Genomic DNA, 16,744 nt, shown 5'->3' on the forward strand with positions numbered 1-16,744 from the left:
CGGAATGATCTGCCCGACCACGCCGAGCGGCTCGTGGAAGTGGTAGGCGACGGTGTCGTCGTCGATCTGGGACAGCGAACCCTCCTGCGCGCGCAGCGCCGCCGCGAAATACCGGAAATGGTCGGCCGCCAACGGGATGTCGGCGGCCAGCGCCTCGCGCACCGGTTTGCCGCTGTCCCAGATCGACGACGACACCGTCGCCTACCACTTCCACGAGCCGCTCGGCGTGGTCGGGCAGATCATTCCGTGGAACTTCCCGATCCTGATGGCCGCCTGGAAGCTGGCGCCCGCCCTCGCCGCCGGCAACGCGGTGGTGCTCAAGCCCGCCGAGCAGACCCCGGCCTCGGTGCTCTACCTGATGTCGCTCATCGGGGACCTGCTGCCCGCCGGAGTGGTCAACGTGGTCAACGGGTTCGGCGCGGAGGCCGGCAAGCCGCTGGCCTCGAGCAACCGGATCGCCAAGATCGCGTTCACCGGCGAGACCACCACCGGGCGGCTGATCATGCAATACGCCTCCCAGAACCTGATCCCGGTGACCCTGGAGCTGGGCGGCAAGAGCCCCAACATCTTCTTCAACGACGTGATGGCGCGCGGCGACGACTTCCAGGACAAGGCGCTCGAGGGCTTCACCATGTTCGCCCTCAACCAGGGCGAGGTGTGCACCTGCCCGTCGCGCAGCCTGATCCAGGCCGACATCTACGACGAGTTCCTCGAGCTGGCCGCCATCCGGACCAAGGCGGTCCGCCAGGGCGACCCGCTGGACAGCGAAACCATGCTGGGGTCGCAGGCGTCGAACGACCAGTTGGAAAAGATCCTGTCCTACATCGCGATCGGCCAGGACGAGGGCGCCAAGGTGATCACCGGCGGCGAGCGGGCCGAGCTCGGCGGCGACCTGTCCGGCGGCTACTACATGCAGCCGACGATCTTCTCGGGCAACAACGGCATGCGGATCTTCCAGGAGGAGATCTTCGGGCCGGTGGTGGCGGTGGCGCCGTTCGCCGACTACGACGACGCGATCGCGATGGCCAACGACACCCTCTACGGCCTGGGCGCGGGCGTTTGGAGCCGCGACGGCAACACCGCCTACCGGGCCGGCCGCGACATCCAGGCCGGCCGGGTGTGGGTCAACTGCTACCACGTGTATCCGCCGCACGCGGCGTTCGGCGGTTACAAGCTGTCCGGCTTCGGGCGCGAGTGCCACAAGATGGCGCTCGAGCACTACCAGCAGACCAAGAACATGCTGGTGTCCTACTCGGACAAGGCGCTCGGTTTCTTCTGATGGCTCCGGACCCCGTCACCGGGGTGGTCATCACCGCCCCCGCCGCCGAACTGCTGGAGCGACTGCAACAGCGGCACGGCCCGGTGATGTTCCACCAGTCCGGCGGCTGCTGCGACGGGTCGTCGCCGATGTGCTACCCGCGCGGGGACTTTCTGGTCGGTGACCGCGACGTCCTGCTCGGCGTCCTCGACGTCGGTGACGGGGTGCCGGTGTGGATTTCGGGCCCGCAGTACGAGACCTGGAAGCACACCCAGCTGGTGATCGACGTGGTCCCCGGCCGCGGCGGCGGCTTCAGCCTGGAGGCGCCCGACGGGCTGCGGTTCCTGTCGCGCGGCCGGGTCTTCAGCGACGACGAGCAGGCCGGGCTGCGGGCCGCGCCGGTGATCACCGGCGCCGATTACGAGCGCGGCGAGCGCCCGTCGGCGCGCGGCCGGGTGGTGGCCGACGCGGCGCTGCGAACGTGCCCTCCGGGTCGGTGACCGCAGTAGTGTCGAAAGTGTGATCCCGCTGCCGCGCCCGCGACTATTGGCCGGCGCCATGCTGATTGGCGCCGCCCTCGGGCTGCTGGCGGGGGTGGGATTCGCCGTCCCGGCCCACGGGGACGTCCGCCCGGCCGTCGCCCTGGCGTTGGTGGTGGGCATCCCCAGCGTGGTCGGGCTGGTGACCGTCCTCTTCTCCGGACGTCGATGGGTGACGATGCTGGGCGCGTTCGTCCTGTCGGTGGGGCCGGGCTGGTTCGGCGTGCTCGTCGCCCTTCAGGTGACGGCCGGTGGCTGACGAGGACACCCCGTCGAGCCCGGGGACCCAGTCATGGGTGCCGGACTTCTCCGATTCCGAGGAGGACACCGGGACGCAGTCGTGGGTGCCGGATTTCTCCGACGACGACGACACCGGCGAGCACCCGGCCGCCGCGAAGGACGAACCGGCCGAGCCGGCCGTCGCGGCGGACGATGACGAGGCCGAATCCGCCGTCGTGCCCGTGCAGCCGGTCACCGTCCCCGGGCGCTACCTCTACCTCAAGTGGTGGAAGCTGCTGTTGGTCATCCTCGGCGTCTGGTTCGTGGCGGCCGTCGTCGGGCTCGGCCTGTTCTATTGGTGGTACCACGCCGGCGACAAGACGCCGGCGTTGTTCGCGGTCCTGGTGTATGTGGTGGCGTGCGCCGTCGGCGGCGTGCTGCTCGCCATGGTGGAGGGCCGGCCGCTGGTCTCGGCGCTGTCGCTGGTGGTGATGTCGGGGCCGTTCGCCGCCCTGGCCGCCGCGGCGCCCATGGCTGGTTACTACCACTGCGCGCGCGTCGGCCACTGCCTGCTGGGCGTCGTTCCGTATTAACGCCCGGCCCGGGTGGCCATTAGGGTAGGGGCCGTGACCCATTTTGACGTCGTCGTCCTCGGGGCCGGTCCCGGTGGATATGTCGCAGCCATTCGCGCCGCACAGCTCGGCCTGAACACCGCAGTCGTCGAGCCGAAGTACTGGGGCGGCGTGTGCCTCAACGTCGGCTGCATCCCGTCCAAGGCGCTGCTGCGCAACGCCGAGCTGGTGCACATCTTCACCAAGGAGGCCAAGACGTTCGGCATGAACGGCGAGGCGACCTTCGATTACGGCACCGCCTTCGACCGCAGCCGCAAGGTGGCCGAGGGCCGGGTTGCGGGCGTGCACTTCCTGATGAAGAAGAACAAGATCACCGAGATCCACGGCTACGGCCGGTTCACCGACGCCAACACGCTCTCGGTCGAGCTCAACGACGGCGGCACCGAGAACGTCACGTTCGACAACGCCATCATCGCCACCGGCAGCAGCACCCGGCTGGTGCCGGGGACCTCGTTGTCGGAGAACGTGGTCACCTACGAGGAGCAGATCCTGTCCCGGGAGCTGCCCGAGTCGATCGTGATCGCCGGGGCCGGCGCGATCGGCATGGAGTTCGGCTACGTGCTGAAGAACTACGGCGTCGACGTGACCATCGTGGAGTTCCTGCCGCGGGCGCTGCCCAACGAGGACGCCGACGTGTCCAAGGAGATCGAGAAGCAGTTCAAGAAGCTGGGCATCAAGATCCTCACCGGAACCAAGGTCGAGTCGATCGACGACAACGGCTCCGAGGTGACCGTCGCCGTCAGCAAGGACGGCGAGAAGCAGGAACTCAAGGCCGCGAAGGTGTTGCAGGCCATCGGGTTTGCGCCCAACATCGAGGGCTTCGGGCTGGAGAAGACCGGGGTCGCGCTGACCGACCGCAAGGCCATCGGGATCAACGACTACATGATGACCAGCGTTCCGCACATCTACGCCATCGGCGACGTCACCGGCAAGCTGATGTTGGCCCACGTGGCCGAGGCGATGGGCGTGGTGGCGGCCGAAACCATCGCCGGCGCAGAGACTTTGGCGCTGGGCGACTACCGGATGCTGCCGCGGGCGACGTTCTGCCAGCCCCAGGTCGCCAGCTTCGGGCTGACCGAGCAGCAGGCCCGCGACGAGGGCTACGACGTCGTGGTGGCCAAGTTCCCGTTCACCGCCAACGGCAAGGCGCACGGCCTCGGCGACCCCAGCGGCTTCGTCAAGCTGATCGCCGACGCGAAACACCTCGAGCTGCTGGGCGGGCACCTGATCGGCCACGACGTGTCCGAGCTGCTGCCCGAGCTGACGCTGGCGCAGAAGTGGGACCTGACCGCTACCGAGCTGGCGCGCAACGTGCACACGCACCCGACGATGTCGGAGGCGCTGCAGGAGTGCTTCCACGGCCTGACCGGCCACATGATCAACTTCTGACGGACCCATGCGCAGCGACGTCGTTCTGGGGGCCGTGGGCGGCCTCGCCGCGGGCTATGTCCTGTGGCTGCTTGCCTTTTCGATCGCCGACGACAACGCGGCGGTGGGGCAGTGGGCGCCGACGGTGTTACTGGCCTCGCTCGCCCTGGCGGTCTGCGCGACGATGTGGGCGTCGTTGCTGCGGCGGCGCCGACAGTACGCGTGGTCGGGCTTCGGGTTCGGGCTGCCGGTGCCGCCGCTACTGCTGACGCTGGCCGTGTTCGCCAACGTCTACCTCTGACGGGTAGGGCCTAGCGGGGGTTGTCCAGCGGGATTGCCAGGGCCGACATGGTCGCGGCCAGGCCGTCGTATTGGCTTGCCAGCAAGCAGAATTCGATCAGCTGACGCCGGTCCAGGTGCTGGGCCAGCTGCTGCCAGGTGGCGTCGGTGATGGTGCGGTCCTTGACGAACTCGTCCGTCGCGGTCAGCAGCGCCTGCTGGCGCACGGTCAGCCGCGCCTCGACCGGCTCCAGCCGCTCGGGCCAGGCGAAGATCGCGGCCTGCAGGTCCGCGTCGAGCCCCTGCCTGGCGGCCATCCGGCGATGGTGCTGCAGCTCGTATTCGCACGAGCGCAGGTGCGCGACCCGCAGGATCACCAGCTCGGTGTCGATCGCCGGCAGCCGGCCGCGCAGCACGCGGCCGCTGTAGATGCTCCACACCAGGAACAGGAACTTGTTCTGGCCCAGCGTGGTGAACAGGTGCATCTCGGGCGCGCGGACCTTGCGGGCGGCCGACTTCGCGAGAATCCAGTTGATCAGCCCGAGTTCGCGCAACCGCCCCGACGGGATGCGGCCGTTTTCAGGCGCGGTCACGGTTGCTGCACCAGGTACGGGGAGACCGTGCTGCGGTGCTCGTCCAGGTCCAGGGCGCGCCCCAGCGCCGGGAACGCCCGCTGCGGGCAGTTGTCGCGCTCGCAGACGCGGCAGCCCGCGCCGATCGGTGTGGCGATATCACCCGACAAGTCGAGTCCTTCCGAGTAGACGAGCCGGTGCGCGTGGCGAAGCTCGCAGCCCAGCCCGATCGCGAAGGTTTTACCCGGCTGACCATACCGGGCGGCGCGGCGCTCCACGGTGCGGGCCACCCACATGTAGTTGCGGCCGTCGGGCATCTGGGCGATCTGCACCAGGATCTTGCCCGGGTTGGCGAACGTCTCGTACACGTTCCACAGCGGGCAGGTGCCGCCGCTGGACGAGAAGTGAAAACCGGTGGCGGACTGGCGTTTTGACATGTTGCCGGCCCGATCCACCCGGACGAACGAAAACGGCACGCCGCGCATCGACGGCCGCTGCAGCGTCGAAAGCCGGTGCGCGATGGTCTCGTAACTCACCGAGTAGAAGGAGGACAGCCGCTCGACGTCGTAACGGAAATTCTCCGCGACGTCATGGAATTGGCGGTAGGGCAGCACCGCGGCCGCGGCGAAGTAGTTGGCCAGCCCCAGCCGGGCCAGGGTGTGCGACTCGTCGCTGGTGAACTTGCCCTCCGCTACGAGGGCGTCGATCAGGTCGCCGTATTCGAGGTAGGCCAACTCGGCGGCCATCTTGAAAACCTGCTGCCCCAGCGAGAGGTGGTTGCTGATCTCCAGCGTCTTGGTGGCGGGGTCGAACCGGTGCAGCACGGTGTCGCCGAGATCGATGCGGCGGTTGATGTGCACCCCGTGCACCTCGGTCAGCCGGCGGTTCAGCTCGCGAGCCAGGTCGCCGTGGTGCATCCGCATCTGGATGGTCAAGTCTTCGGCGGCGGTGTCCAGCTCGTGCAGATAGTTCTGGCGTTGGTAGAAGTAGTCGCGGACCTCCTCGTGCGGCATGGTGATCGACCCGCTGCCGCTGCCGTCGGAGAACCGCTCCTCGGTGGCGGCCGCCAGCTGCGCGGTGGTGATCCGGTAGCGCCGGTGCAGGTTGACCACCGCCCGGGCCAGCCCGGGGTGCGCGGCGACCATCTCGGCCACCTCGGCGGGCTCGACGTCGATGTCCAGGTCGCGGTCCAGGGTGACCTCGCGCAGCTCGGCGACCAGCCGGGTGTCGTCCTGGGAGGCGAAGAACGTCGCATCCACGCCGAACACCTCGGTGATGCGCAGCAACACCGCCACCGTCAGGGGGCGAACGTCGTGCTCGATCTGGTTCAGGTAGCTCGGCGAGATATCCAGCATCTGCGCCAGGCCGGCCTGAGAGAACCCGCGCTCGTTGCGCAGCTGGCGGACGCGGGAGCCGACGAAGGTCTTGGACACTTTGCCCAGGGTACCGGGGTTGCTAAGCGGACGTTGGCAGAGTTCGCATGGGCGGCGTCCGCGTCGCAATTGGTTTTTGACCCAGGTGGTTGGCATGATTCGCTGCGGAGGCCCCAGGACTGGCCTGGGGTGCCCACGAGGAGGAAACGGGGAGCGAAGCCGTGAGCCTGGACAAAGAACTGATGCCGGTTCCCGACGGGCACCCCGACGTGTTCGACCGCGAATGGCCGCTGCGGGTCGCCGACATCGACCGCACCGGCCGGTTGCGGCTGGACGCGGCGTGCCGGCACATCCAGGACATCGGGCAGGATCAGCTGCGCGAGATGGGCTTCGAGGAAACACACCCGCTCTGGATCGTCCGCCGCACGATGCTCGACCTGATCCGCCCGATCGAATTCCAGGACATGCTGCGCTGCCGCCGGTGGTGTTCGGGCACCTCGAACCGCTGGTGTGAGATGCGAGTTCGCGTCGACGGGCGCAAGGGCGGCCTGATCGAGTCCGAGGCCTTCTGGATCAACATCAACCGCGAGACCCAGATGCCGTCGCGCATCTCCGACGACTTCCTCGCCGGGCTGCACAAGACCACGTCGATCGACCGGCTGCGCTGGAAGGGCTACCTGAAGCCGGGCAGCCGGGACGACGCCTCGGAGATCCACGAGTTTCCGGTCCGGGTCACCGACATCGACCTGTTCGACCACATGAACAACTCGGTGTATTGGAGCGTGATCGAGGACTACCTGGCCTCGCACCTGGAGCTGATGCAGCTTCCCCTGCGGATCACCATCGAGCACGAGGCGCCGGTTGCCCTCGGCGACAAGCTGGAGATCATTTCGCACGTGCACCCGCCCGGTTCGACCGATCTGTTCGGTCCCAACCTGGCCGATCGCACTGTTACAACGCTCACATACGCGGTCGGCGACGAGGCCAAAGCGGTCGCCGCGATCTTCACCCGATAGGGCAACCTTCACCCCCGTCAATTTCCATTCTGACCTGCGGATATGGGGTTACTGACCGGTAGATTCTGAAACGGTTAAGTTTCCGTTCAACTTCGCAAAATTCGCAAAATGGGGAGCAGTCGTTGCCGAAATTGGCAAATGAAACGGCTGGACCTGCGTCAACAGCTGTGCCATCGTCGAGTTAGCACACCAGCGAAGTTGAGCCTCTAGCTGCCGCCGGTGACGCGTTCACCTAACCAGTAGTGAAGATCGTTGAAGGAGCATGCCCAATGTCTGCCGTTGGCACCCCCAAGAGCGCCGAAGAGATCAAGAAGGACTGGGACACCAACCCGCGCTGGAAGGGTGTCACCCGCACCTACAGCGCCGAGGACGTCGTCGCCCTGCAGGGCACCGTGGTCGAGGAGAACACCCTGGCCCGCCGCGGCGCCGAGGTCCTCTGGAGCCAGTTGCACGACCTCGAGTTCGTCAACGCGCTCGGCGCGCTGACCGGCAACATGGCCGTCCAGCAGGTCCGCGCCGGCCTGAAGGCCATCTACCTGTCGGGTTGGCAGGTCGCCGGTGACGCCAACCTGTCCGGTCACACCTACCCCGACCAGAGCCTGTACCCGGCCAACTCGGTGCCGCAGGTCGTGCGCCGGATCAACAACGCGCTGTTGCGCGCCGACCAGATCGCCAAGGTCGAGGGTGACACCTCGGTGGAGAACTGGCTGGCGCCGATCGTCGCCGACGGCGAGGCGGGCTTCGGTGGCGCGCTCAACGTCTACGAGCTGCAGAAGGCGATGATCGCCGCGGGCGTCGCGGGGTCGCACTGGGAGGACCAGCTCGCCTCGGAGAAGAAGTGTGGTCACCTCGGTGGCAAGGTGCTGATCCCGACCCAGCAGCACATCCGCACGTTGACCTCGGCCCGCCTGGCGGCCGACGTGGCCGACGTGCCGACCGTCGTGATCGCCCGGACCGACGCCGAGGCGGCCACGCTGATCACCTCGGACGTCGACGAGCGCGACCAGCCGTTCATCACCGGTGAGCGGACCAAGGAAGGCTTCTACCGGGTGCGCAACGGCCTCGAGCCCTGCATCGCCCGGGCCAAGGCCTACGCGCCGTACTCGGACCTGATCTGGATGGAGACCGGCACCCCGGACCTGGAGCTGGCGGCGAAGTTCGCCGAGGGCGTCAAGGCCGAGTTCCCCGACCAGCTGCTGGCCTACAACTGCTCGCCGTCGTTCAACTGGAAGAAGCACCTCGACGACGCGACCATCGCCAAGTTCCAAAAGGAGCTGGGCGCAATGGGATTCAAGTTCCAGTTCATCACGCTGGCCGGCTTCCACGCGCTGAACTACTCGATGTTCGATCTGGCCTACGGCTACGCCCGCAACCAGATGACCGCGTACGTCGAGCTGCAGGAGCGCGAGTTCGACGCCGAGGAGCGCGGTTACACCGCGACCAAGCACCAGCGCGAGGTCGGTGCGGGATACTTCGACCGCATCGCCACCACCGTCGACCCCACTTCGTCGACGACCGCGCTGACCGGCTCCACCGAAGAGGGTCAGTTTCACTGATCGTCTGCGGAGCCGAGCAGTCGCGAAATCGCACCGCTGCGATCCAGATTGTGCGAATCAGCGCCTGCTGACCGTGAAGTAGCATTGGCCCCGCCCAGCGAACCTGGGCGGGGCCTATTGCGGTGCAAGACGATACGACACCGAAAGAGATGACAGTGAGCGACGCAGCGATTCAGCGGGTAGGGGTGGTCGGGGCCGGCCAGATGGGGTCCGGCATCGCCGAGGTCTCGGTCCGCGCCGGTGTCGACGTGACGGTGTTCGAGACCACCGAGGCCCTGATCACCGCCGGACGCAACCGCATCGTGAAATCGCTGGAGCGCGGCGTCAGCGCGGGCAAGGTGACCGAGCGGGAGCGCGACCGCGCGCTGAGCAAGCTCACCTTCACCACCGATCTGAAGGACCTCGCCGACCGCCAGCTGGTGATCGAGGCCATCGTCGAGGACGAGGCCGTCAAGGCGGAGATCTTCGCCGAACTCGACCGCGCCATCACCGATCCCGACGCGGTGCTGGCGTCCAACACCTCCAGCATTCCGATCATGAAGATCGCAGCGGCCACCAAGAACCCGCAGCGCGTGCTCGGGCTGCACTTCTTCAACCCGGTGCCGGTGCTGCCGCTGGTCGAGTTGGTCTGCACGTTGGTCACCGACGAGGCCGCCGCGGCGCGCACCGAGGAGTTCGCGAGCGCGGTGCTGGGCAAGCAGGTGGTGCGCTGTTCGGATCGGTCCGGCTTCGTGGTGAACGCGCTGCTGGTGCCCTACCTGCTGTCGGCCATCCGCATGGTGGAGGCAGGTTTCGCCACCATCGAAGACGTCGATAAGGCGGTCGTCGCCGGGCTATCGCACCCGATGGGCCCGCTGCGGCTGTCCGACCTGGTGGGGCTGGACACCCTGAAACTGATCGCGGACAAGATGTTCGAGGAATTCAAGGAGCCGCAGTACGGCCCGCCGCCGCTGTTGCTGCGCATGGTGGAGGCGGGCCGGCTGGGCAAGAAGACCGGCCAGGGCTTCTACACGTACTGACGGCGGGCGCCGCGAAAGCGCTTGCCGCGCCTACTTTTCCAGCGTGAACTGGTCGACGTCGGTGTAGCCCTGGCGGAACAGCTTGGCGCAGCCGGTCAGGTACTTCATGTACCGGTCGTAGACCTCTTGCGACTGGATGGCGATCGCCTCCTCGCGGTTCGCCCGCAGGGCGGTGGCCCACATCTGAAGCGTCCGCGCGTAGTGCAGCTGCAGCGAGTGCACCCGGGTCAGCTCGAAGCCGGCCGTCACCGCGTACTCCCCGACGGTCTGCGGCGTGGGCAGCCAGCCCCCCGGGAAGATCTCGGTGAGGATGAACTGCGAGAAGTGCACGATCTCGTGGGTCAGCGTCATGCCGCGCGCCCGGGCCTCCTTGAACGAGGGCCGAACGATGGTGTGCAGCAACATCACTCCGTCGGACGGCAGCACCTGGTAGGCCATCTTGAAGAAGCGGCCGTAGCGCTGGCGGCCGAAGTGCTCGAACGCCCCGATCGACACGATGCGGTCGACGGGCTCGTGGAATTTCTCCCAACCCTCCAGCAGCACCCGCCGCGTGCGCGGGGTGTCCATCTCGTCGAACGACTTCTGCACGTGCTCGGCCTGGTTCTCCGACAGCGTCAGGCCCACGACGTTCACGTCGTACTTCTCGATGGCCCGCCGCATGGTCGCGCCCCAGCCGCAGCCGATGTCCAGCAGCGTCATCCCGGGCTCGAGCTTCAGCTTGCCCAGCGCCAGGTCGATCTTGGCGAGCTGCGCCTCTTCCAGCGTCATGTCGTCCCGCTCGAAGTAGGCGCAGCTGTAGGTCTGGGTGGGGTCCAGGAACAGCCGGAAAAAGTCGTCGGACAAGTCGTAGTGGGCTTGCACGTTTCCAAAATGCGGCGTGAGCTGCACAGACATGTCGAGAAGAGCCTTTCGTTATGCGGAGGCGGGGATGACCGGCCTGCACGACGCAGCCCTGCGTCACCCCCGGTGCATCCCTGCATGCTAGTCGTCGCGGCGATGCGAGTCGTCTTCGCTAGCGGCTCATAGCGTCACACGACATGGCCCGAATGCACAAAAGAGCGACCCCGGCGCCGCACCGTGGGCCGGCTACGTCGGGGACGAATCCTCGTGTCCCCGCGGCGGCACGATCGGCGACGGGTGGGGCTCCTCGCGGAACTTCTCCAGCGACCCACCGACCTCGACGATCCCCTTCAGCGCGTTCCAGCTCAGCATCGTCAGGTAGTCGATCAGCTCGTCGCGGCTCATGCGCGGGTAGGACATCCAGGAGTGGGTGGCCAGCTGGACGCCGCCGACGATCAGGTAAGCCCACGGCTCCGCGCCGCCGGTGTCCATCCCCGCCTGTTGCATCCGGCGGCGCATCAGCACCGCGAGCATGCGGGCGATGATCCGCTCGGAGTCGGCGATCACCTTGCTCTTGCTGCCCGAACTGTTGGCCATCACAAAGCGGTACGGCTCGGGTTCGTTCGCGACGGTTTCCACGTACACCCGGATGACCTCGCGGGTCAGGTCGAAGCCGTCGAGGTTGGAGGTCAGCGCCGAGGCCATGTTGGGGATCAGGGTGGTCTGCGTGAACCGCATCATCACGGCGGTGGTCAGGTCGTTCTTGTCGACGAAGTAGCGGTACAGCACCGTCTTCGAGACGCCGATCTCCGCGGCGATGTCGTCCATGCTGATGGTGCCGCCGAGGCGCCGGATCGCGTCGATCGTGCCGTCTACCAACTCGTTGCGGCGCTCCACCTTGTGCTGGTGCCAGCGTCGCTTGCGGCCATCCGTCTTGGCCGCCACAGCCAACATTCGCTCTGCCACTGTCGCCGATATCCCATTCACTAGACGCACTCGATACTACGGCGTGCGGGCCTGTTTCGAACTCTGACCGCGCGCCGCTGCGGGCCCGGGAGCAGTGTCGTCGCATCAATCGGCCGCTTCGATAGATGATGGTGGGGTGGTACACAGAGCCTCGTCGCGAGGCGAAGCGCCGGCCCCTCGATCGACGGGGCCGGACGCGCTGATTTCGTCGACCGCTGCGGGGCGCCCGCACGCGTCGTTAGCCGAGTCCTTCGCCGGTGCCGACCCGCAGGCCGACGCCGAGCGCCGGGTGGCGCTGCGCCGGATGAAGGCCGTGGCCCTGAGCTTCCTGATCGGCGCCACCGGCCTGTTCCTCGCCTGCCGATGGGCCCAGGCCCACGCCAACCTGGGCGCCTGGGTCGGTTACGTGGGCGCCGCCTCGGAGGCCGGGATGGTCGGCGCGCTGGCCGACTGGTTCGCGGTGACGGCGCTGTTCCGCCATCCGCTGGGCATCCCCATCCCGCACACCGCGATCATCAAGCGCAAGAAGGATCAGCTCGGGGAGGGGCTGGGAACCTTCGTGCGGGAGAACTTCCTGTCACCGCCGGTGGTGGAGACCAAGCTGCGGGACGCGCAGGTGCCGGGACGGCTCGGCAAGTGGCTGTCGGAGCCCGCGCACGCCCAGCGGGTGGCCAGCGAGACGGCCACCGTGCTGCGGGTGCTGGTGGAGCTGCTGCGCGACGACGACGTCCAGCAGGTGATCGACCGGATGATCGTGCGCCGCATCGCCGAACCGCAGTGGGGGCCGCCGGTCGGACGGGTGCTGGCGACCCTGCTGGCCGAGAACCGCCAGGAGGCGCTGATCCAGTTGCTGGCCGACCGCGCCTTCCAGTGGTCCCTGAACGCCGGCGAGGTGATCCAGCGGGTGGTCGAGCGGGATTCGCCGACCTGGTCGCCGCGCTTCATCGACCACCTGGTCGGCGACCGCATCCACCGCGAGCTGATGGACTTCACCGACAAGGTGCGCCGCAATCCCGATCACGAGCTGCGCCGGTCGGCGACCCGGTTCCTGTTCGAATTCGCCGACGACCTGCAACACGACGCGGACACCATCGCGCGCGCCGACGCGATCAAAGAGCAGCTGATGGCGCGCGACGAGATCGCCAACGCGGCGGCGACGGCGTGGAAGACGCTGAAGCGGCTGGTGCTCGAGGGCGTGGACGACCCGTCCAGCACGCTGCGCACCCGCATCGCCGACACGGTGGTCCGCATCGGGGAGTCGCTGCGCGACGACGCCGACCTGCGCGACAAGGTGGACAACTGGATCGTGCGGGCGGCCCAGCACCTGGTTTCTCAGTATGGGGTGGAGATCACAGCGATCATCACCGACACCATCGAGCGCTGGGACGCCGAGGAGGCCAGCCGGCGCATCGAGCTCCACGTGGGCCGCGACCTGCAGTTCATCCGGATCAACGGCACGGTCGTCGGCTCGCTCGCCGGCCTGGTGATCTACGCCGTCGCGCAGCTGCTTTTCTAGTAGTGCTAACAAGTGCTTGCAATAGCAAGCACTTGTAGTAGTCTGAGGGCCGTCAGATCGACCGTCCGACCAGGAGCACGCCATGGCACCCGAGGAGAAGCTCTCCGCCAAGGTGTCCAACGCCGCCTCCGACATGGCCTCGGACATCGGTAGCTTCATCCGGACCCAGCGCGAACAAGCGCAGGTTTCGGTGCGCCAGCTCGCCGAGAAGTCCGGGGTGAGCAATCCGTATCTGAGCCAGGTGGAGCGGGGACTGCGCAAACCGTCCGCCGACGTGCTCAACCAAATCGCCAAGGCCTTGCGGGTTTCCGCCGAGGTGCTCTACGTGCGGGCCGGGATCCTCGAGCCCAGCGACAAGAGCCAGGTGCGCGACGCCATCATCACCGACACGGCGATCACCGAGCGCCAGAAGCAGATCCTGCTCGACATCTACACGTCGTTCACCCAACAGAACGAATCCACCGAACCGAGCAACGAGGAGTGTGCCCCCGAATCCAACGGCGAGTGAAGCTTCCCCGTTCTGGCCGGCACGCATAGACCCACAGACAAGCAGGGAACCCTTGCCCTTCGTCTCTTAATAACAACCACCCAAGAACGCCGTAACGAAAGGAATCATCATGGCGGACAACACCAACATCGAAGATCTGCGGGCCCCGCTGCTCGCGGCCCTCGGCGCGGCCGACCTGGCCCTGGCGACGGTCAACGAGCTGATCGCGAACCTGCGCGATCGCGCCGAAGAGACTCGCGCCGACACCCGCACCCGGGTCGAGGAGAGCCGCGCTCGCCTGACCAAGCTGCAGGAGGACCTGCCGGAGCAGATCGGCGAGCTGCGCGAGCGGTTCACCAGCGACGAGCTGCGCAAGGCGGCCGAGGGCTACCTGGACGCGGCGACCAACCGCTACAACGAGCTGGTTGAGCGGGGCGAGGCCGCGCTGCAGCGGCTGCGCAGCCAGACCGGTCTGGACGACGCCTCCGCGCGCGCCGAGGGCTACGTGGACCAGGCCGTCGAGCTGACCCAGGAGGCCCTGGGCACCGTCGCGTCGCAGACCCGCGCGGTCGGCGAGCGCGCCGCCAAGCTGGTCGGCATCGAGCTGCCCAAGAAGACCGACGAGTCGGCCAAGAAGGCCCAGAAGGCTGTCGCCAAGAAGGCGCCCGCCAAGAAGGCGCCCGCCAAGAAGGCTCCGGCCAAGAAGGCGTCCGCCAAGAAGGTCACCCAGAAGTAAGTCGCGGCGTCGACTCGGAGTTGTCTCACCGGCAACTCCGAGTCGACGTTTCCGACGGCGCCCGCATACGCTTAAGGCGTGAGCCACCTCGTGGGTACCGTCATGTTGGTCTTGCAGATCGCCGTTTTGGTCACGGCGGTATACGCGTTCGTGCACGCCGCGCTCCAGCGGCCCGACGCCTACACCGCCGCCGACAAGCTGACCAAGCCGGTGTGGTTGGTGATCCTCGGCCTGGCCGTCGCCCTGACGTCCATCCTGAGTTTTGTTTTCGGGGTACTCGGGATGGCGATCGCCGCGTGCGCGGCGGGCGTGTATCTGGTCGACGTGCGGCCGAAACTTCTCGAAATCCAAGGTAAGTCGCGCTAGCGGGATGAAGGCCCTGCTGACGGTGTCGGCAGCGGTGCTCGTCGCGCTGTGCGCTCCCGCGGGCACCGGGGCGGCGGACCCGGGCGCGGCGTCCCCGCCGTTCATCGACCACACGCAGTGGGCGCAATGGCACGGCCTGACCAGCCTGCGCGTGTTCCCGACGCCCTCGGGGCGGCTGGCCGCCAGGCAGCAGGCCGAAAACGCGGCCGTGGCCGACGAGGCGTGGGCCGAGGTCTTGGCGCTGTCGCCGGACGCGGACACCGCCGGCATGCGCGCGCAGTTCGTGTGCCATTGGCAGTACGCCGAACTCGCGCAGCCCGGCAAGGTCAGCTGGAACCTGGAGCCCTGGCGCCCCGTCGTCGACGATGCGGAGATGGTCGCGTCCGGATGCAATCCGGGCGGGCCCGAAGAAAGGTTCTAGTGGCGAACAAACCCACCCGGGCGCAGCTGGCGGCGCTGGTCGACCACACCCTGCTCAAGCCCGAGGCCACCGAGGCGGACGTGGTCGCCCTGGTCGCCGAGGCCGCCGACTTGGGCGTCTACGCGGTGTGTGTCTCGCCGTCGATGGTTCCGGTCGCGGTGCGCGCCGGGCAGGGCGTGCGGGTGGCGAGCGTGGCGGGCTTCCCGTCGGGCAAGCACACGTCGGCGGTCAAGGCGCTGGAGGCCGAACGGGCCGTGGCGGCCGGCGCCGCCGAGGTGGACATGGTCATCGACATCGGCGCCGCCCTGGCCGGGGACATCGACGCCGTGCGGGCCGACATCGCGGCCGTGCGCGACGCCATGACCGCGGGCCCGGTGCTGAAGGTGATCGTGGAGTCCGCGGTGCTGCTGTCGGGTACGGACGACCGCACCCTGGTGCGGGTGTGCCGCGCCGCCGAGGACGCCGGCGCCGACTTCGTGAAGACGTCGACCGGCTTCCATCCCGCGGGCGGCGCCTCGGTGCGCGCGGTCACGGTGATGAGCCAGACGGTCGGCGGCCGGTTGGGCGTCAAGGCCAGCGGCGGCATCCGCGCCGCCGCCGACGCGCTCGCGATGCTGGATGCGGGCGCCACCCGGCTCGGCCTGTCCGGCACCCGCGCCGTGCTCGACGGGCTGGGCTGAATTGTCCGGCGCCTCCTCGCGCCGTGCCGGCGCGCATCGTTACCGGACGGCTAAACCGTCAGAGGTTGGCGAAGCAGGGGTCGTTGTTGTTGCCGGTCGGGATGCTGGCGTTGCGCGTCGAGAAGTGGCTCGTCACACCGTCGTTGGTGACCTGCACGCTGTCCGCGTGGATGCCCAGCGGGTAGTTCTTGGTGAACTGCGAGGTGAAGTCGTCCAGCGTCGACTGCACCGACTCCTTGGGCATCGTGAAGCCGAGCGCATTGAAGCTGACGATCTGCAGCTGCAGGCCGGTGCCCGACACCACCGGCTTGGTGGTGAGGTTGTCCAACATGCCCTTCAGCTCGATGGTCCCGTCGGCGGGGTGGGTGGTCACCGTGTTGGTGACGAAGGGGCCCAGCACCGGAATCGCGTTCTGGACCGACTGCTTGATGCCGTCGGAGGTCCAGGTGACGGTCGCGTCCAGCGACCCGATCGTGCCCTTCGAGTCCTGCGTGTCCTTGAGCTGGACGTCGCGGATGTTGATGTCGATCTTCATGCCCTTGGCGTCGCGGACCTGGTTGCCCGCCGTCGACACCGAGATGTTGGTGTAGTGCTTGGTGAGTTGCTGCCACAGCATCAACGGCGTCACCCCGAACGACGCCGTCGCGGAGTCCTTGACCTCGCAGGCCACCGCCTCGGCGACCTTGCTGTTGGCGACGTGCCGGACGTACAGCTCGGCGCCGACGAGGCCCGCGATCACCAGGCACACCACGATGATGCAGACCAGCACCACGGAGAGCGGATCACGCAGGAAGCGCCGCTTCTTGGTGCCCGGCGCGGGGTCCTCGCCGGGGGTTCGCAGCGTCTCCGTCGGGCCCGGCCGCGAGCCGGTGGTGATCACGGTTGACGGTGTCCGGATGTG

Annotated in this window: 19 protein-coding genes and 2 pseudogenes; 15 read left to right on the forward strand and 6 right to left on the reverse strand. The window is 67.7% G+C overall.

The window, feature by feature from the left end; all coding sequences use genetic code 11:
• Positions 1-180 (reverse strand): annotated as a pseudogene (locus tag A5702_RS25795) (aldehyde dehydrogenase family protein); the annotation flags it as partial.
• Here A5702_RS25795 and adh point away from each other — a divergent pair.
• The 6 genes and pseudogenes from adh to A5702_RS16005 form a co-directional block, all read left to right on the forward strand.
• Positions 173-1,279: pseudogene (adh, locus tag A5702_RS15980) on the forward strand (aldehyde dehydrogenase); the annotation flags it as partial. The pseudogenes A5702_RS25795 and adh overlap by 8 nt on opposite strands.
• Positions 1,279-1,758, forward strand: a complete 480-nt coding sequence (locus A5702_RS15985; protein ID WP_055400688.1) for a DUF779 domain-containing protein — start codon at positions 1,279-1,281, stop codon at positions 1,756-1,758. The pseudogene adh and the gene A5702_RS15985, both read left to right, overlap by 1 nt.
• A gap of 19 nt (positions 1,759-1,777) precedes the next feature.
• Positions 1,778-2,056, forward strand: coding sequence for a putative holin (locus A5702_RS15990; RefSeq protein ID WP_055405739.1), 279 nt, complete (start codon positions 1,778-1,780; stop codon positions 2,054-2,056).
• On the forward strand, positions 2,049-2,609 hold the full coding sequence (locus A5702_RS15995) for a hypothetical protein (protein ID WP_068221868.1): 561 nt from the start codon (positions 2,049-2,051) through the stop codon (positions 2,607-2,609). The genes A5702_RS15990 and A5702_RS15995 overlap by 8 nt, the downstream gene beginning before the upstream one ends.
• 33 nt (positions 2,610-2,642) lie before the next feature.
• On the forward strand, positions 2,643-4,037 hold the full coding sequence (lpdA, locus tag A5702_RS16000) for a dihydrolipoyl dehydrogenase (protein ID WP_055400692.1): 1,395 nt from the start codon (positions 2,643-2,645) through the stop codon (positions 4,035-4,037).
• Between the two features lie 7 nt (positions 4,038-4,044).
• On the forward strand, positions 4,045-4,317 hold the full coding sequence (locus A5702_RS16005) for a hypothetical protein (protein ID WP_055400694.1): 273 nt from the start codon (positions 4,045-4,047) through the stop codon (positions 4,315-4,317).
• A gap of 10 nt (positions 4,318-4,327) precedes the next feature.
• Here A5702_RS16005 and A5702_RS16010 read toward each other — a convergent pair whose 3' ends face one another.
• Both A5702_RS16010 and ramB read right to left on the reverse strand, forming a co-directional pair.
• Positions 4,328-4,888, reverse strand: a complete 561-nt coding sequence (locus A5702_RS16010) for a carboxymuconolactone decarboxylase family protein (protein ID WP_055400696.1) — start codon at positions 4,886-4,888, stop codon at positions 4,328-4,330.
• Positions 4,885-6,300: an acetate metabolism transcriptional regulator RamB gene (gene ramB, locus A5702_RS16015; RefSeq protein WP_055400699.1), complete on the reverse strand. Its 1,416-nt coding sequence runs from the start codon at positions 6,298-6,300 to the stop codon at positions 4,885-4,887. Before ramB ends, A5702_RS16010 begins: the two co-directional genes overlap by 4 nt.
• A 161-nt stretch (positions 6,301-6,461) precedes the next feature.
• Here ramB and A5702_RS16020 point away from each other — a divergent pair, with 161 nt between their 5' ends.
• The 3 genes from A5702_RS16020 (at position 6,462) to A5702_RS16030 (ending at position 9,831) form a co-directional block, all read left to right on the forward strand.
• A complete protein-coding gene (locus A5702_RS16020; protein ID WP_068221870.1) occupies positions 6,462-7,256 on the forward strand; it encodes an acyl-[acyl-carrier-protein] thioesterase in 795 nt (264 codons plus the stop codon).
• Positions 7,257-7,525: 269 nt separating this feature from the next.
• A complete protein-coding gene (gene aceA / locus A5702_RS16025; protein ID WP_055400703.1) occupies positions 7,526-8,812 on the forward strand; it encodes an isocitrate lyase in 1,287 nt (428 codons plus the stop codon).
• A 155-nt stretch (positions 8,813-8,967) separates the two neighbouring features.
• Positions 8,968-9,831, forward strand: coding sequence for a 3-hydroxybutyryl-CoA dehydrogenase (locus A5702_RS16030; RefSeq protein ID WP_156349449.1), 864 nt, complete (start codon positions 8,968-8,970; stop codon positions 9,829-9,831).
• A gap of 30 nt (positions 9,832-9,861) precedes the next feature.
• Here A5702_RS16030 and pcaA read toward each other — a convergent pair whose 3' ends face one another.
• Together pcaA and A5702_RS16040 are read right to left on the reverse strand one after the other, a co-directional pair.
• The gene (pcaA, locus tag A5702_RS16035; protein WP_055400707.1) at positions 9,862-10,725 is read right to left on the reverse strand and encodes a cyclopropane mycolic acid synthase PcaA; all 864 of its coding nucleotides are present in this window, start codon (positions 10,723-10,725) and stop codon (positions 9,862-9,864) included.
• 192 nt (positions 10,726-10,917) lie between these two features.
• The gene (locus A5702_RS16040; RefSeq protein ID WP_055400709.1) at positions 10,918-11,637 is read right to left on the reverse strand and encodes a TetR/AcrR family transcriptional regulator; all 720 of its coding nucleotides are present in this window, start codon (positions 11,635-11,637) and stop codon (positions 10,918-10,920) included.
• A gap of 136 nt (positions 11,638-11,773) precedes the next feature.
• On the opposite strand from A5702_RS16040, the gene A5702_RS16045 reads away from it, so the two are divergent.
• From A5702_RS16045 to deoC, 6 genes are all read left to right on the forward strand, one after another.
• On the forward strand, positions 11,774-13,153 hold the full coding sequence (locus tag A5702_RS16045) for a DUF445 domain-containing protein (protein WP_156349450.1): 1,380 nt from the start codon (positions 11,774-11,776) through the stop codon (positions 13,151-13,153).
• A gap of 82 nt (positions 13,154-13,235) precedes the next feature.
• On the forward strand, positions 13,236-13,661 hold the full coding sequence (locus A5702_RS16050; RefSeq protein WP_055400711.1) for a helix-turn-helix domain-containing protein: 426 nt from the start codon (positions 13,236-13,238) through the stop codon (positions 13,659-13,661).
• Positions 13,662-13,770: 109 nt separating this feature from the next.
• The gene (locus A5702_RS16055; protein WP_067816661.1) at positions 13,771-14,376 is read left to right on the forward strand and encodes a heparin-binding hemagglutinin; all 606 of its coding nucleotides are present in this window, start codon (positions 13,771-13,773) and stop codon (positions 14,374-14,376) included.
• Positions 14,377-14,454: 78 nt separating this feature from the next.
• Positions 14,455-14,742, forward strand: coding sequence for a DUF2516 family protein (locus tag A5702_RS16060; protein WP_040621261.1), 288 nt, complete (start codon positions 14,455-14,457; stop codon positions 14,740-14,742).
• Positions 14,743-14,746: 4 nt separating this feature from the next.
• Positions 14,747-15,163, forward strand: a complete 417-nt coding sequence (locus tag A5702_RS16065) for a DUF2599 domain-containing protein (protein WP_068221872.1) — start codon at positions 14,747-14,749, stop codon at positions 15,161-15,163.
• On the forward strand, positions 15,163-15,843 hold the full coding sequence (gene deoC, locus A5702_RS16070; RefSeq protein ID WP_156669652.1) for a deoxyribose-phosphate aldolase: 681 nt from the start codon (positions 15,163-15,165) through the stop codon (positions 15,841-15,843). The genes A5702_RS16065 and deoC overlap by 1 nt, the downstream gene beginning before the upstream one ends.
• 58 nt (positions 15,844-15,901) lie before the next feature.
• Here the strand turns inward: deoC and A5702_RS16075 are convergent.
• Positions 15,902-16,744: DUF2993 domain-containing protein (locus A5702_RS16075; RefSeq protein ID WP_156669653.1), on the reverse strand; the 843-nt coding region annotated here is incomplete at its 5' end.

Source organism: Mycobacterium sp. E3339, assembly GCF_001666915.1.
GTDB lineage: Bacteria > Actinomycetota > Actinomycetes > Mycobacteriales > Mycobacteriaceae > Mycobacterium.